At 58.2% G+C, this 16,039-nt stretch carries 13 protein-coding genes; 9 read left to right on the top strand and 4 right to left on the bottom strand.

The features are described 5' to 3' along the window. The first annotated feature begins 482 nt into the window (after positions 1 to 482). A complete protein-coding gene (locus tag CFN46_RS10460) occupies positions 483 to 1,379 on the top strand; it encodes a LysR family transcriptional regulator (protein WP_088743485.1) in 897 nt (298 codons plus the stop codon). Position 1,380: 1 nt separating this feature from the next. Here CFN46_RS10460 and CFN46_RS10455 read toward each other — a convergent pair whose 3' ends face one another. Both CFN46_RS10455 and CFN46_RS10450 read right to left on the bottom strand, forming a co-directional pair. After that, complete coding sequence (locus CFN46_RS10455; protein ID WP_088743484.1) at positions 1,381 to 2,886, bottom strand: AbgT family transporter; 1,506 nt, start codon at positions 2,884 to 2,886, stop codon at positions 1,381 to 1,383. A gap of 37 nt (positions 2,887 to 2,923) precedes the next feature. Then, positions 2,924 to 4,078: a M20 family metallopeptidase gene (locus CFN46_RS10450; RefSeq protein ID WP_088743483.1), complete on the bottom strand. Its 1,155-nt coding sequence runs from the start codon at positions 4,076 to 4,078 to the stop codon at positions 2,924 to 2,926. 424 nt (positions 4,079 to 4,502) lie between these two features. Here CFN46_RS10450 and CFN46_RS10445 point away from each other — a divergent pair, with 424 nt between their 5' ends. The 8 genes from CFN46_RS10445 to CFN46_RS17855 all read left to right on the top strand — a co-directional run bounded on the left by CFN46_RS10445 (position 4,503) and on the right by CFN46_RS17855 (position 13,817). After that, positions 4,503 to 5,279, top strand: coding sequence for a type IV toxin-antitoxin system AbiEi family antitoxin domain-containing protein (locus tag CFN46_RS10445; protein ID WP_088743482.1), 777 nt, complete (start codon positions 4,503 to 4,505; stop codon positions 5,277 to 5,279). Then, the gene (locus tag CFN46_RS10440) at positions 5,269 to 6,084 is read left to right on the top strand and encodes a nucleotidyl transferase AbiEii/AbiGii toxin family protein (protein ID WP_254918463.1); all 816 of its coding nucleotides are present in this window, start codon (positions 5,269 to 5,271) and stop codon (positions 6,082 to 6,084) included. Before CFN46_RS10445 ends, CFN46_RS10440 begins: the two co-directional genes overlap by 11 nt. Positions 6,085 to 6,134: 50 nt before the next feature. Further along, positions 6,135 to 7,553, top strand: a complete 1,419-nt coding sequence (locus tag CFN46_RS10435; RefSeq protein WP_088743481.1) for an IS1380 family transposase — start codon at positions 6,135 to 6,137, stop codon at positions 7,551 to 7,553. A gap of 457 nt (positions 7,554 to 8,010) precedes the next feature. After that, positions 8,011 to 8,475, top strand: a complete 465-nt coding sequence (locus tag CFN46_RS10430) for a hypothetical protein (RefSeq protein WP_088743480.1) — start codon at positions 8,011 to 8,013, stop codon at positions 8,473 to 8,475. Between the two features lie 276 nt (positions 8,476 to 8,751). After that, positions 8,752 to 10,272 carry an SAVED domain-containing protein gene (locus CFN46_RS10425; protein WP_088743479.1) on the top strand — a complete coding sequence of 507 codons (1,521 nt, stop codon included), beginning with the start codon at positions 8,752 to 8,754 and terminating at the stop codon, positions 10,270 to 10,272. Between the two features lie 34 nt (positions 10,273 to 10,306). After that, positions 10,307 to 11,434 carry a nucleotidyltransferase gene (locus CFN46_RS10420; RefSeq protein ID WP_088743478.1) on the top strand — a complete coding sequence of 376 codons (1,128 nt, stop codon included), beginning with the start codon at positions 10,307 to 10,309 and terminating at the stop codon, positions 11,432 to 11,434. Between the two features lie 286 nt (positions 11,435 to 11,720). After that, a complete protein-coding gene (locus CFN46_RS10415; RefSeq protein ID WP_176426458.1) occupies positions 11,721 to 13,295 on the top strand; it encodes a ThiF family adenylyltransferase in 1,575 nt (524 codons plus the stop codon). Positions 13,296 to 13,307: 12 nt separating this feature from the next. Then, positions 13,308 to 13,817: a Mov34/MPN/PAD-1 family protein gene (locus CFN46_RS17855; RefSeq protein WP_088743476.1), complete on the top strand. Its 510-nt coding sequence runs from the start codon at positions 13,308 to 13,310 to the stop codon at positions 13,815 to 13,817. Between the two features lie 345 nt (positions 13,818 to 14,162). On the opposite strand, the gene CFN46_RS10405 is transcribed toward CFN46_RS17855, so the two are convergent. Together CFN46_RS10405 and CFN46_RS10400 are read right to left on the bottom strand one after the other, a co-directional pair. Next, positions 14,163 to 14,678: a flavin reductase family protein gene (locus tag CFN46_RS10405; protein ID WP_088743475.1), complete on the bottom strand. Its 516-nt coding sequence runs from the start codon at positions 14,676 to 14,678 to the stop codon at positions 14,163 to 14,165. Between the two features lie 273 nt (positions 14,679 to 14,951). After that, a complete protein-coding gene (locus CFN46_RS10400; RefSeq protein ID WP_088743474.1) occupies positions 14,952 to 15,986 on the bottom strand; it encodes a methionine synthase in 1,035 nt (344 codons plus the stop codon). Positions 15,987 to 16,039 lie beyond the last annotated feature (53 nt).

Here is a 16,039-nt window from a genome sequence, read left to right as displayed (position 1 = left end):
CCGTGCGGTTGTGCGGCGGGAGCAGCTTCTTGAGGATGGCCTCCCGGCGCTCGTCGGAGTACTTCATCGGAACCTCATCACGCCCCATATGGTTCAGAGTCTAACAGCCGCTGATACTCCAACTAGCGTGACAGTGGGGGGGTGTCAGCCGCTGCTACCTCTAGCGCCATCACAAGTTGTATTTCACATGGACTGTTATCTCTACTGACCAGCTTAGGCATACCGCAATTGAGGATGGGGGCTTGCCGGCGTCCACTTTCTCGCCTGATTGACGACGGTGGCCTTCGAAGAGGCAGGTAATTGCGCAGACCATGCACGAAGATGTGAAATGAGCGGAAAAGCACTCAATCATCCATGCGTTTCGGCACGACCAGTCTGTCAGCTTGGTAATATTTTCCATAGGGAGCTTACAAGCTCAGATGGCTTGTGATTCCTGGCAAGTCATCAATCATGACGATGGAATCTCAGAGGCGTAGTGACGAATGGAGTGTCTGGACAAGCGTGCGCTTTACCTTCAAGAGGTCAGCAGTTGTGGTGGTGTTCGAGCGGCAGCGGAACATCTGGAGGTTAATCCTTCTGTCGTGACGCGTCAGATCCGCAGTCTGGAGAATGAGCTGGGCGTGGCGCTGCTTGAGAGAAATGGACGCCACGTATTGCCAACGGAGGCGGGAAGACTGGTGCTGGAGAGTTATCTGGCACAGCGACAACTCAATTCCGAGCTTCGCGATACGCTGTCACGCTGGAAGAACCTGCAGACGGGGCAGGTCACTGTCTCTGTCGGTGATGGTTTCGTGGACAGCTTCATCAAGTCGGTGCTGAGTACCGTCGCAAAGCGTTATCCGGATGTGATGATTGATATGCGGACTGGCATCTATGTGCCGCGCGAGCCCCATGAGATGGTCTTGCATGATGAGGTGGATATCGCGGTGACTTACGGCCCGGTGGTAGACCCACGTTTGGTCGTGCATTCCTTTGCCCGCGGGCCTCTATGTGCTCTCGTGGCGAGGGACCATCCCCTGGCGGATCATGAAAGCGTCTCCGTGGCGGATTTGGCGCGCCACAAGTTGATCTTCCTGCCGGAGGTTTCGGGGTCGCAGCGTCTGGTCAATGACATCTTCCGTACGGCAGGCCAGGTCGCGACGCCTTCCTACCGCTGTAATCTGCATTCCATCTCCCGTCGGATGGCATGTGCTGGCGTAGGTGTCGCCTTCATGACGGCAGCCGCTGCACATGAAGAGGTCTCGGCGGGACTCCTGTCTGCCGTCCCCATCGAGCACCCCTTGGCAGAGGCTACCCAAGGCAATCTGGTACGCAGAGTCGGCAGGCGGCTGACGCCGGCTGCCGACTATCTATGGAAGGTGATGATGGGGATGCACTGACTCAGCTTGCCATCATGTAGACCCCCGGCCCGATGGCCCAGCCCAGCGATAGCCATAGCATCAGGAAGGCCGACCAGGCGATCAGGAAGCCAAGCGCCAGCGGGAGCATGGTGGCAACGAGGGTGCCGAGGCCCATTTCCGGTTGATAGCGCTGCATGTAGACCAGCGCCACCGAGAAGTAGGGGCTCATCGGCGAGATGATGTTGGTACTGGAATCCCCGATACGGAACATCGCCTGCACGAAGGCAGGGTCGAAATCGATCATCATCAGCATGGGCACGAAGACCGGTGCCATCAGCGCCCATTGCGCGGAGCCGCTCGTCATGAAGATGTTGAGCACTGCAGTCATCACGATGAAGGCACCGACCAGCGGAAGACCGGTAAAGCCTGTGCTCTGCAGGATATCGGAGCCTTCAATGGCAATGAACTGACCCAGCTCGGACCACTTGAAGTAGGCGATGAACTGCGAGATCGCGAAGAACAGCACCAGTGTCGGGGCCAGCTCGCTGGCAGATTCCGCCATCTTCTTTGGCACATCGCGACTGCTGGTGATCTGGCCGACAGTCGCGCCGTAGACCAGGCCAATCAGTACGAAGTACAGGAACATCAGCGGCACGAGGGACTTGAGGAACGGAGAGGGGATCAAGCCACCATCGGCATTGCGCAGTGGTGAAGCCTCAGGCAGCACCGCGATCAGGACAAGTGCCACATAGGCCAGTGTGGCCAGGCCGACGCGCTTGATGCCGGTCCATTCTTCAGGCTTCAGCTCAGGCTTTTCGCCCTGTGCCGTGAAGTCCTTGTCCATGGGCAGGACGCGCTGCAGACGCGGCTCTACCACCTTATCGATGATGAGAGTCCCGACGATGGCCAGCACGAATACCGAACAGGCGACGAAGTAGTAGTTGTCGACGGGGGAAATGTAGGCCTCGGGGTCCACGAGCCTGGCAGCATCCGTGGTGATGCCGGAGAACAGTGCGTCGCCCACGGTCACGAACAGACTGGCATCGTAGCCGGCGCCGGCAGCTGCGTAGGCTGCCGCAGCACCGGCGATAGGATGACGGCCCACGGAGTGGTACACCATCGCCGCCAGCGGTATCAGGATCAGGTAGTTGGCATCCGAGGCGATACTGCCGCAGATACCCGCCATGAAGACGCAGAACGTCAGCAGGACCGGTGGCGCTTTCGCGACGCTGACCTGCATGAGCGTGGACATGAGACCGACCTTGTCAGCCAGACCTATCCCGAACATGACGACCAGGATGAGGCCCAGGGGCGGGAAGTTGATGAAGTTGCTGACCACGCTGGTCAACATGAACTCCAGCCCCTCCGGTGATACCAGACTACGTACATGTACCACGGCATCACTTTGCGGATTGACGGCAGACACACCGAGCAGGTCCAGCACCGCCGAGGCGACGATGATCAGTCCTGCCAGAATCGTGAATAGAATGAAGGGGTGAGGGAGCTTGTTCCCTGAACGTTCGATAGATGCGAGAACGGCTTGCATTGTTGTTGTCCTTGTTATGTTGATTTGACCGACTTGTTCAATCGCGTGCCAGCAAGTCCTTGGCCAACGACAGGAAGACACCGCCCGCGACCGGCAGGATGTCGTCATTGAAGTCGTAATGCTCGTTGTGCAGGTAGGCACTGTCGCCGTTGCCGACGAAGAAGAAGCACCCGGGGATTTCCCTGAGGTAGAAGGCGAAGTCCTCAGCGCCCATGGTGGGCATGTAATCCAGTTTCTTGATGTCATCACTGACCTGATGCTGACGAGCGATCTCTAGAACCTTGTCAGACCATTCGGCGTCATTGAGGAGAGGCGGGATCTCGAGCTCATGCGTCATTCGGTAGCTGGCACCATGCGCGCTGCACACGCCCGAAATGACCTGCTCAAGTTGACCGGCCAGTGCATCACGCGAGGAAGTGCGGTCACTGCGGATATTAATCAGGATCTCGGCTTCGCCAGGGATGATGTTGGCCGCATCACCGGCATGGAAGGCGGCTATCGTAATGACGCCCGCTTCCAGCGGTGATTTGTGACGTGCGACCAGTCCCTGTAGTTGCTGAATGATCGAGGTGCCCACGTAGATCGCATCCACTGCCAGGTGCGGCATGGCGGCATGCCCGGTTTTCCCTTCGACTGTGACCCGGAAGGTGTCGTTACCCCCCATGGCCGGCCCGGGTTTGACGAATACCTGGCCGGCCGGGAAGTTCGGACGATTATGGTAGCCAAATATCGCGGAGACTTTCGGATTCTCCAGCACACCTTCTTCGATCATCCGTGCTGCACCGTTGCCGCCTTCCTCCGCCGGCTGGAAGATCAGCTTCAAATGCCCGGACAGAGTGCCGCGCTGTTCCATGATAGCTTCAGCTGCCAAAAGGAGTGTGGCGGTATGGCCATCATGCCCGCAGGCATGCATCAGTCCACGCTTGGTGGAGCAGTGCGAAAAGGTGTTGGCCTCATCAATCGGCAGCGCATCCATGTCGGCGCGAAAGGCGATCACGGGACCGGGACGACCAGTGTCCAGCTCTGCCAGAACCCCCGTCTCTGCTATCCCTTCGGAGACCTGGTAGCCCAGCTCGCGCAGTCTCTCTGCGACCACCTTTGCAGTCTGCGTCTCCTCGAACTTCAGCTCGGGGTGCTGATGGAAGTGGTGCCTGAGCGATCTGGCCGTCTCTAACTGACTGTCGGTAAACATTGATTGTCCTTGTTCTAGTTTAGGAACTGCTTGACTACGCTAGAACAAGGCGGGAGCACGAAGGGAGACCAGAGAGCGGCGTGTTTGTTGACCTGAGTGCAACGAATATCAGAGGGCGCTCATTTTGCTGTGTCCCAATCTGCTGGTGTAGCGGACGAAGGCGATTGCCGATGATGCATTCTGTCTTGCACAGCTCGGCCTAGTGGGGTCTGCAAAAATCAGCCGATCGACACGCGCAAGAAGCGCTGCTTCGATAACCTATTCAAGAGGTCGGGCAGTCGTGTCTACGTAGGGCCGGGTACCGCCCATTCGATGGTTTAAATTTTATGCTAAAAGCGGCCTTAAATGACGATTCTGATCTTGAAGGTAAACCGAAATAGTTTATTATTTGTATTGGGAACGGAATTTAAGGTCGCTTTTCTACGTGAAAATAAACCAGTTGCTACAGAAGATCCCGCGTGACGCCGTCGTAACGACCGCCTGGCTGGCGTCACACGGCGTCACATCTGATCAGGCGCGTAAGCTGGCCAACAGTGGCTGGCTGCAACGCGTGGGGCACGGCGCTTACTGCCAAGCGGGGGAACCTCTTACTTGGGAGAGCGCTGTTTTCGCCCTGCAGGCGATCGACGGCTTGGGGATGCCAACATTTTGGCTGGGTGGCCAAACGGCCCTAGCACTGCATGGCTTTGCCCACTATTTACCCATGGGGGAGCGTACAACGCATCTGTATGGCAAGGAGGCTATTCGGCTGCCTCGATGGTTGAGAGGCGCCGAGTGGGCAGGGCCGTTGGTGCTCCACTCTGAAAAGGGTCTGCCAGCGAAGCTTCCCGGCAGTTTCACGGACTACGCACCGGATGGCAGGGCCTTCAGCTTGCAGGTATCGACCCCCGAGAGAGCCGTCCTGGAGTGGATTGCCGTGACATCGAATGAACTGCTGTTCAGCAGTGAGCTGGTGGACACCTTTAGCGGGCTTAACACGCTGCGTCCACGTCGGCTGCAGGCATTGTTGGAGGGATGCCGTTCGGTGAGAACCAAGCGTGCCTTCTTGGTGTTGGCTCGCCACGCCGGACATGCTTGGTACGGTCGCTTAGAACCTCGTCGACTGGACCTCGGTAAAGGCAAGCGCCAGCTCTGCCGAGGCGGCAAGCTGGACAGGGAATATCACGTGACGGTGCCGGAGGTATTCCTGCATGCCGATTGAAGCTCGCTACCACGAACAGGCCCGGCTGTTGGTCTCGCTGTTGCCTTTCCTCAATGACGAGCCGTGTTTCGCTCTGAAAGGCGGCACGGCCATCAACCTTTTCGTGCAGGCATTACCCCGGCTATCGGTCGATATCGACCTGGCCTACTTGCCGCTGGAGCCCCGTGACGAGGCTCTTCGACGCTGTCGCGAGGCGCTACAGCGATTGACAGAAAATTTCAGAGATCGACTGCCAGACGTGCGGGCCGAGCTTCAGGATAATCGCCGGGACGAGCTGAGAATCCTGGTGCGCCGGGGGCGCAGCCAAGTGAAGGTGGAGGTATCGCCGGTGTTGCGTGGCACTCTGCACCCGCCCCAGGAGCGCGATATCGTGGAAGCCGTGGAGGATGATTACGGCTTCGCGGCGGTGCAGGTGGTGTCACTACCGGACTTGTATGGCGGCAAGATCTGCGCCGCGCTGGATCGCCAGCATCCCCGGGACCTTTTCGATGTGAAGCTGCTGTTGAACCAGGGCGGCCTGGATCGAAGCGTATTCGAAGGCTTCCTGGTCTATCTGCTGGGACATCCCAGACCCTTGAACGAAGTGATCAACCCACGGCTGAAACCGTTGGACGACGTCTACCGACAAGAGTTTGTCGGGATGGCCAGGGTTGACCTTCCATTGCAGGAACTGGAGGACGTCCGGCACGAACTTCTGACGCGGCTAGGCGAGTTGATGGCGGACGAAGACGTTCGCTTCCTGCTGTCTTTCAAGCAGGGGGCGCCTGACTGGACGTTGCTTCCGCTAATCCCGGCTTATTCATGAGGCCGACCTGAAAACGAAGATGGCGAGTGGTTTTCTCTTGTAGAATCAGGATGTTCCTGCCAGAACACGATTCAAGAGGACCACTCGCCATGGGTGAAACCCTAACGACCTGGACGCCCTCATGCAACGGCTCTGTCCGTGTCGAGCTGAGCGGCCACCGCACCACCAGCGACAGCGGCGCATTGTTGCTGCGCGAAGCCCTCGACAGCAGTGGCGTGATCGAGGCGCTCGAAGATAACCTGGTCGATCCACGCCATCCGCTGCGTATTCGCCACTCGCTGGCCAGCCAGATACGCACCTTGGTGCTGCAGCGGGCGATGGGGTGGATCGATCTCAGCGATACCGACACGCTGCGCCGTGATCCGCTCTGGCAGCTGGCCTGCAGTGATGCGCGCGGCATGACGCCACTGGTCCAGGATAGGCCGTCCCAAGCCACGCTGTCGCGGCTGCTGACCTGCCTTGGACACAACGACAACATCGATGCCGTGCATGAAGGTCTGCTGCGGCTGGTGGCCTGGCGCCTGACCTCGCTGAAGAACGGCGAGCGTCCCAAGCAGCTGACGCTAGACATCGACGGCCTGCCGATTGAGGTCCATGGGCACCAGGGCGGTTCCGCTTATCATGGCCTTTACGGTACGCGGATCTATTCGCCGCTGGTCGCCTCGTTGGCCGAAACTGGCGACATGGTCGGCGGCCTGCTGCGCGAGGGCAACGCCGGCCCCGCCGAGAACGCTGATACGTGGATCCCGCACCTGGTGAAGCGGCTTAACGAGAGCACCGGCGCCCAGGTTCGGGTGCGTATCGACGCCGGCTTCACCGACAACGACACGCTGGAGGCGCTGGAGAAGCGCAGCATCGAGTACCTGGGCCGGCTGCGCAGCCACAAGGGCTTGCAGGCGCTGGCAGCGCCCTACCTGAAGCGGCCACGCGGCCGGCCACCTGAGCAGCCTCGGGAGTGGTGCCACGACCTTGAATACCAGGCCGGTACCTGGCCAACGCCACGACGCGTGGTGCTGGTGGTTCAGGAACGCCCCGATGACCTGCTGCTGCATGCCTTCTTCCTGGTCACCAACCTCGGCAAGTTCGACTGGCCGCCCGAGAAGATCCTGGCACTCTATCGCAAGCGCGGCAGCGCCGAAGCGCACATGGGCGAGGTGAAGTCGGCGCTCGACGTGCATCTCTCGTCGACCGATCGCGGTGCCTCCACCGTCCAGGACGTGATGGCCCGCAATGAGGTGAGCCTGTTGCTGAGTCTCTACGCCTATCAGGTTCTGCATGGCCTTCGCTGCTTGCTGGGGCGCCAGACTCGGCAGGGTTGGAGCCTGAGCCGGATGCGTGAACAGGTGCTCAAGGTGGCGGCGACGCTCTCGCTGCACGCTCGGCGCATTACCGTTCACCTCGGCGATGCGGCTGATAAATGGTGGCCTGCCTTGCTGAAGGGGCTGCCGAAGCTGACCGCGCTCAGCTGACGTTCGGCGCAACCACCATAGCTTCAAGAATCGAGCGACCGCAGCGACGGTCGACGATGACGGCTGCTTTAACGGCGTGATTAATTCCTGAACGTTATATAGATACGACAGAAGAGCAGCATTTGGGCATGATTCAGCGGGCCGTTACGGCGTAGATAGCGCCCCTGGTGCGAGAACCCAACGGCCAGCCACTTCAAGCCGCCCGATCAGGGCACTCGTGAATAAGGCGGGCTAATGGGCGTCGATCGACTGCCTGCTGTGCGTTGGAAACTCGCTAATATCCAGAGGATGGAGGCTGACAAGCATCGTCAGTCTCTGGAACTATTGGAGCAGGCTTTGGGCAGGCTTCACCCATGATGCGGCGTGCCCTGGAGGTTTAACGGCCTAAGTCGACTTCTCCTTATATCCCTGAGGCGCTAGGCTGTTACGCATAATTACGCCACGCGCAGGGAATGACATGGCGAACAGCAATGAAGCTCAGTTCAAGCGGGACATCATCGAGGCCATAACGGCCTATGACTGGGAGGTCGGCATAGCCGGCGACTGCGAGCTTGCGGGGGAGGAGGTCAGCGAGCTGGAACTGCCTAACTACCGCCTCACCAAGCGCGAGAAGAAGAGCCTGCGCCTGGAAGAGGCCGAGGGTGACTACGGCCTCACCCCGGTTAGTGATATGTGCTCCGGCAAGCCCCGCGACCCCGGAAAGCGGCGCTTGGCCGAGATCATTGACAGGCTCAACGACCTCCACGATGCCGAGGTCAACGCCGAAGACAAGCTGCGCTTCGCCAACGGTATTGCCGAAGGCATCGAGCGTGACGAAGCGGTGATGGCCCAGGTGCGCAACCACAGCGAAGTTCAGGTGATGCACGGCATCTTCCCCAAGAAGGTTACCGACGCTGTGCTCGACGCCCTTAGCGACCACTAGAAGCTCAGCATGCCGCTGCTGGAGGACGAGGAAACGGGAAGGCAGTTTGTATTGTTGATTTTGCAGCTGCTGGCGGGGAGATCGAGCCGTGACTCGCGTGCTTAGTAGGCAGCTAAGGAGGAGGTCAGTTATGGCGGATAACTATCCGAAGCGGACATGGCGGGGGAAGACGGCAAGATGTCCATTCGGTATGTGCTGCATGCGCGGTGATCGATGTTTGGCGCACGAGGACATAACTATGACAACAAAGAAACAGCGGGCACGGAGGCAATCTTAATGGCGCTGAATCAAGTCGGGGCCCGAACGGAAGGCGACGTGTTCCAGGGGTTGTTCTTCTGGCGACAGGCCGCCGACCTTCTTCGACCTGCCTCAAGGGTTGAACGTGTCGTACTGGAGCACGACGAGGCTGACGGCGTGGATGACGTGGCCGTGTTCTACAGCAAGTCCGGTGTCAACGCCGGTGGCTGGGTGGTGAGCGCCGACTACTTTCAGCTCAAGTACCACGTCGACAACCGGGATTCGTACAGCTCTGACGCCTTGATCGATCCAGCTTTCATCAACGCGAAGTCCTCCCTGCTTCAGCGATTCCATTCCGCCTACACCAACCTCGCGTCCGAGCATTCCGGCTTCAGACTGCATCTCGCGTCCAATTGGCGCTGGAAGGACGACGACAAGCTGGCGCAGCTGTTACGCGAGTACGATGGCGCACTGCCTCGGAAGTTCTTTGATGACGGCCCCCGGAGCGCACTTGGCAAGGTGCGCGAGAAGTGGCGAACCCACCTTGGGCTTGAGGACGACGCTTTCAGGGCATTCGCGAAGACGCTGCGTTTTCAACTGGACCACTTCGGACGCCGAGATTTCAAGGCGTATGTCTACACGACACTGGAGGCGGTAGGTCTAAAGACACCAAGTGCTGATCAAGCCGCGTGCCCGTACGAGAGCTTGATCCAGCAGTTCTTGATGAACGGTCCGAACTCATTCGACGGGGCGTCATTTCGGGAGCTGTGCGAGCGCGAGGGGCTTCTGACCAACGGTTCCTGCGGCCGCCCCCGACCGCCGGCGATCGGCGTTCGCAGCTTCGTCCGTTTTGCAGAACGGCTCGAATCCGAGGTCGATGAGATCATCTGTGTCTCGAACAACTTCGAGGGACGGCATCTGGCAGGGAGCGGCTCGTGGCACACCGCAGCATCCCAGGTACTAGCCTATCTGGGCGATCCTGACCGCCGCGCACGACTAAGAGGTGTTCCGTCTGCGATCGCCCTGGAGTGCCACGGTTCGTTCGCGCTGTTGGCTGGGTGGGAATTGAGCCGGAACTCGGGCGTGGACCTCGCGCCGATCCAGAAACCCAGCCTAGAGATCTGGAGGCCATCGTCGGATGCCGAGTGTGATGCTTCTTGGATCGCTCAGACGTTCGAATTGGCGGCGGAACACCCGGATATCGCCCTCTGCCTGTCGGTCACGCATGACGTGCGTGCGGATGTCGAGGCGTTTCTCGCATCGGAAGGTGCGCCCCAGGTGGGCCGCCTCGTGTTAGTGAGTCCAGTCGGTGGCCCATCTCCACAGAGCATCGAGGGGCCAGATCACGCGTACCGGCTCGCCACGCAGCTTCCTGGCGTCCTCGCCGAAGCTCGTCCGTCCCGTGCGGCTCGTGCTCATATTTTCTTTGCATGCCCGAACGCACTGATGTTCTTCATCGGCCAGCAGCGCGAAGCGATGGGGCGGGTTGCGCTGTACGAGTTCGACTTTGGTATAGAGCGGGGCGGGTCGTACAGCCATTCCCTTTCGCTTCCTGTCTAGGCTAGCTCCCGCAACGAAGCCAATGAGGTACCTGATGATTCTTCAGTCTGATTTCAACAAGTTTTTGCAGGAGATCCGGCCGACGAAGGCGATGCGAGATCAACTGATCAAAGGGCACAAGACTTTGCGTGAACGCCTAAACGAGGATGAGGAACTCAAGCCAATCTTGGTCAGCGATTTCCTGCAAGGCAGCTACCGCCGATACACCGCTGTACGCCCCAAAGGCGACAAGCGCTCGGACGTAGACCTCATCATTGTCACCAAGCTGGACGAGACCGAGTACACGCCTAAGAAAGCTATGGCTCTCTTCGAGCCTTTCCTGAATAAGCATTACAGGGGAAAGTGGCGTCCCCAAGGCCGTTCCTTCGGTATCGAAATGAGCTATGTAGACCTCGACATTGTTCCGACTTCCGCTCCGGCGAGGCAGGAATACGGAATACTTCAGTCTGACGCTGTCACTTCTGATGACGATATCTTCGAAGCTCGAGACTGGCGCCTGCATCGGTCTTGGCTTGCACTACACAACCGCTCGCGCATCGACGCAAGGTCGCTGCTTGATCAAGCCGCTAGCGAAGCAGAGTGGCAGGCGAAACCACTTCGGATCCCGGATCGCGATGCAGACGAGTGGGATGATACTCATCCCCTTGAACAAATTCGCTGGACCCGCGATAAGAACTCACGATGCAACGGGCACTTCGTTAACGTAGTGAAGTGCATCAAGTGGTGGAGGCTCGAGCATTATGCCGACCCCGTACACCCTAAAGGATTCCCACTCGAGCGCTTGATCGGAGAGCACTGCCCTGATGGCCTCGGGTCCGTGGCAGAGGGCGTAGTGAAAACGCTCGAAGCGATCGTAAGCAGCTACTCTGTTTTGGTGCTTGCCAAGGGAAAACCGACGCTCCCAGACTATGGCGTTCCGTCGCATGATGTGTTCAAGCGAATCACCGGAAAGGACTTCTGCACGTTCTACGACCAGGTTAAGACTGGAGCTGAACTGTCGAGGCGGGCTTTAGATTCCGAGGACCGCACGGAGAGTGGCAACCTCTGGTGTGAGATGTTCGGCTCCAAGTTTCCCGAGCCGCCGAACAATGGGTCAGGAAAGAAGGGAGGCTTCACCCCACCCATAGGCCCGGCTGCGCCTGGCACTGGCCGGTTCGCGTAGAGGAGGATGAATGGTGGACGAGGCGCCAAGGTCCATTCGGGTCGCACTTGATCGACTTATAGGTGTGCCCAGCGTAGCATTGGAGTCGCACCCAGAGTTCATCTCGGGTGAGTCTGCGTGGGCAGTTCGTCTTCGACTGACCTCTCCGCGCTCCTCTGACTTCGTGGCCGAGCAAACGTGTTGGGTCGTCCTAATTGATGGCTCCTATCCTGCCGGTAGCATACGCATCTTTCCAGCTCAAAACGGTGGCATCGTCCACACGTTTCCGCATCAAGACCGGAATGTCGTGTCCACCTCGAATCACGCAACTTGGCGAACCGGCAAGCCGTGTCTCGATAGTCCATCCCAACGTCTCGGGCGCATTGCTGGAGGTCCGGAGCCCAAGGGCGATGTAGAACAACGGTTACGCTGGCACGTCGAGCGTTGTATCGCTTGGCTCGAGGTTGCTGCAAATGACCAGTTGATGGTGAGAGACGAGCCTTTCGAAGTCCCGCAGTGTCCTTTTGATCTTATCAACTCCTGCTTCACTGTGATTCACGATGAGGGCGCAGACTCATGGGAAGCTTGGGGTAAGCACGTAGGACATCACGGTGAGGTTCACTGGGGCGTGATTCCAAGCCTTGATAAAACAATTGTCGCGGAGAATTTTTTCGACACGCGTGGTGATTGGATTCGAAGTTGTCGTCGCGGCTATCAATCAAGTGAGAACCCGTGGGTCGGCTATTGGTGGCTATGGCCATCACCAATCGTGATTCCGCCGTGGCATGCTCCAGGTACGTGGGCCGAGCTTCGACGAGCCGGTGCGAGGCTCAATGTGGATGTCGATGGTTTCTTCCGTTGGATGGTCCACCAAGCCCGAGGAAAGGAGGATGTGATCATTATCCTCGGGTATCCGATTCCCTCGCGTTGGCATGGCGCTCCGGTTGAAGTTCATTGGCAGGCTATCTCGTTGCCTGCAATTCCCACAAATAACACCCCGATGAAAGGGTTTCGGGACAACCAGCGCGGACGGTATGAGCGACTGCGCTTGGGACTCTTCAGCGGGAGCAAGAAATTATCATACCTGCCAACGGAGAACTGGCATCCAGACCGACTGCAGGCGCGCGGGCGACTGCACGCAGAAGTCCGAAAAAGCTCAGTGGCTTTAATCGGTGCCGGTGCCCTCGGTTCTGCCGTCGCCGAACTCTTGGTGCGCGGTGGTGTAGCCGAGATCATTATCATCGACCATGACGACCTCAACGCTGGAAACCTTGTGCGTCATACGCTCACAGGTGAAGCTCTCGGATACAATAAGGCGAAAGCCGTAGCTGCTAGACTCCAGGCAGCTGCTCCGATGTCGCGAGTCAACTCGTTGGCGGCACCACTCCCTCACGGCGACGCACTCCAGACGCTCTTGGAGTCCTTCGAAGTCGTTCTGGACTGCACTGGTGACGATGATGTCCTCAGAAGACTCGACGCAGCTTGGTGGCCTGTCCCACGACGATTCCTCTCAGCTTCTCTCGGGTTCTCCGCAGCTCGATTGTTTTTATTCAGGGCGCACGCATGCTGTTTTCCTTTAGAGAAGTTCACGGGCGCCGTTGGACCATGGCTTGCGGAAGAGCGTTTAAAATGGACGGTGAGTGGGGAGACGCTTGAGGGGGCGGGCTGTTGGTCACCTTTGTTTCCGGCGCGAAGCGATGACGTGTGGCTTGCAGCAGTTGCGACGGTCAAATACTTGGAGAAAGCTGAAGTGGGGATGATTCCTGATGGTCTTATCGTTCTTGAGCAACGCTTTGATGAAGGTCTTGCAGGCTACCAGCTCGTTGAGTTGGGGGAAGCATGTGACGATTCGTCGCCATCCATACTTGAACCTGGCCAATAACGGGGATACCCGATGAGTTGCGGTCGCGACTGGATCACGCCATGCAGGGGGTATGCCCTTCGATTGACGGTCGCAGCATGGAATCAAATTGATCGCGAGTGCGGGCACTCGGGAGAAATTGAAACAGGTGGAATTCTGGTCGGACACTACACGACTGATAAGTCGACGGTCGTTGTGATAGAAGCACTTTCCCCGACAAAGGATTCAGCTCGCGGCCGGAGTTGGTTTCATCGAGGAATCAGGGGGTTGCATGAGCTACTAGAGAAGCGCTGGGAGGGCCGAGTTCGAACCTACTACATCGGCGAATGGCACTACCACCCAGCTAGTATTGTAGAACCAAGCGGCGATGACTTGGCTCAGATGTACGATATCAATGCCGATTCTCGATACAGTTGTCGGGAGCCTGTGATGCTGATTTTTGGCCAGGCACAGCGTGGTGAAGAGCGACCGGTTAGAGCCTTTGTCTTCCCACAGGGTGAGTTACACATCGAGTTTAAAGAGCACGCAGGTGCTGGACGATGAGCTGTAGTTTATTAATTACAGACAACATCTATTTATTGCATGTTAGTTGATTCTAAATTTCTGCTTCTGGCCGTAAGAGGTCAGCATGCCTTTGAGGCGAGCAGTTTTCGCTGCTCTGAGGCATGCTACTCGAGAGAGAGGGACCCCCCGATGGTACACGAGCGGTACACATACCAGCCTCGTGTGCTATCCTCAACCTTCGCTAAGCTACTGATTCCAAAGAGCCGTACATTTCGCTCGATTACGGTCGCTTTCCCTTTTTTTCAGTAACTTATTGTTTTATAAGTAAAATCATAATCCCCTAGTCTGATCCTAAAGAATCCAGCCGATTAGTATTCTCCAGTCTTATTCTTCTCCAGCCAAGCCCCCGTACTTCCCTTTGAAATACAATAGCGGCCGAGCGGTCGCAATAACATCCAGATTTAGTCCCTTCACTTCCCCGATCACGATCAGGTGATCACCTGCGGGGTGCTCTGCGTGAATCTTGCAGTCGAGCCAGTGCAGGCTGTCATTGATGACTGGGTTGCCGAGGGGAGAGAGTTTCCAGTCGATGCCTTGCCATTTATCCGCGCCGCGCATAGCGAATTGGTTGGAGACATGGCTTTGTTCGCTGGAAAGAATGTTGACGGCAAAGCGCTCTGCCTGGCGGATCTTCGGGTAGCTGAAGGAGCTTGCCTTGACGCTGAAGGAGACCAGCGGCGGGTTCATCGAGACGCTGTAGAACGACTGGCAGGTGAAGCCGATCGGTTCGTCGTCGACCTGGGTAGTGATGATGGTGATGCCGGAGGCGAAGTGGCCGAGGGCTTCACGGAAACTGGCGGGGTCGATGGTGGGGGCTGGGTTAGTGTTGGAGAGCGACATGGCAAATCCTCGGAGATTGGGGAGGTAGTAATGATCAGCCGTGGGGGAAGGGCTGCAGCGATAGCGCTGGACTGAGCGCTTGAGTGACAGGGGTGTGAGTGATGAAAAAATGGCCGTCGTGAATCCTTCACGATGGCCATTTTTGTTTGCGGCGGTGTCAGTCGCGTCTGCTTTCACTCTCGAGCACTATCGTCGGGCCAACTCGGTTTGGAACTAGCTGGACGCTATCTGTCAGTGCTGTGCCCTAGCCCGCGCTCTGTCTCGGCCAAGCGATCAGCGCTGTGCTTCGAGTTCCTTGCGCACGATAGCGGCGCCGGCGCTGAGTGCCAGCAGCTTGCCGCGGGCGACTTCACGGGAGAGAGGTGCCATGCCGCAGTTGGTGCAGGGGTAGAGCTTGTCGGCATCCACGAACTGCAGCGCCTTGCGCAGGGTCTCGGCGACTTCTTCCGGCGTCTCGATGGTGTTGTTGGCGACGTCGATGGCACCAACCATCACCTTCTTGCCACGGATCAGCTCGATCAGCTCCATCGGCACGTGAGAGTTGTGGCATTCCAGCGAGACGATATCGATGTTGGATTGCTGGAGCTTGGGGAAGGCTTCTTCGTACTGACGCCATTCTGAGCCCAGGGTGTTCTTCCAGTCGGTGTTGGCCTTGATGCCGTAGCCATAACAGATGTGGATGGCGGTCTCGCACTTGAGGCCTTCGATCGCACGCTCCAGCGTGGCGATGCCCCATTCATTCACTTCATCGAAGAACACGTTGAAGGCCGGTTCATCGAACTGGATGATGTCGACGCCTGCCGCTTCGAGTTCCTTGGCTTCCTCGTTGAGGATCTTGGCGAATTCCCACGCCAGTTTCTCGCGGCTCTTGTAATGGCCATCGAAGAGGGTGTCGACCATGGTCATCGGTCCCGGCAGCGCCCACTTGATCGGCTGATCGGTCTGCGAGCGCAGGAACTTGGCATCTTCGACGAACACCGGCTTCTGGCGGGAGACCGGACCGACCACGGACGGCACGCTGGCCTCATAGCGATCACGGATCTTGACGGTTTCGCGCTTCTCGAAATCCACGCCATTCAGGTGTTCGATAAAGGTGGTGACGAAGTGCTGACGCGATTGCTCGCCATCGCTGACGATGTCGATCCCGGCGTGCTGCTGCTCCTGCAGGGAGACGCGCAGCGCATCCTGCTTGCCCGCGATCAGTGCCTCACCTTCGAGCTTCCAGGGGGACCAGAGGACCTCCGGTTCGGCGAGCCAGGACGGTTTCGGCAGGCTGCCAGCGGTGGAGGTCGGGAGTAATCTCGTCATGATGAATAACCTTGTCCTTGGAATGGTTCAGATAGCGAATGTCGTTCGTCGAT

Origin of the sequence: Cobetia sp. QF-1, from assembly GCF_002213105.1 — a bacterium.
GTDB classification, from domain to species: domain Bacteria; phylum Pseudomonadota; class Gammaproteobacteria; order Pseudomonadales; family Halomonadaceae; genus Cobetia; species Cobetia crustatorum.
This window is presented reverse-complemented; position numbering and strand designations above follow the sequence as displayed.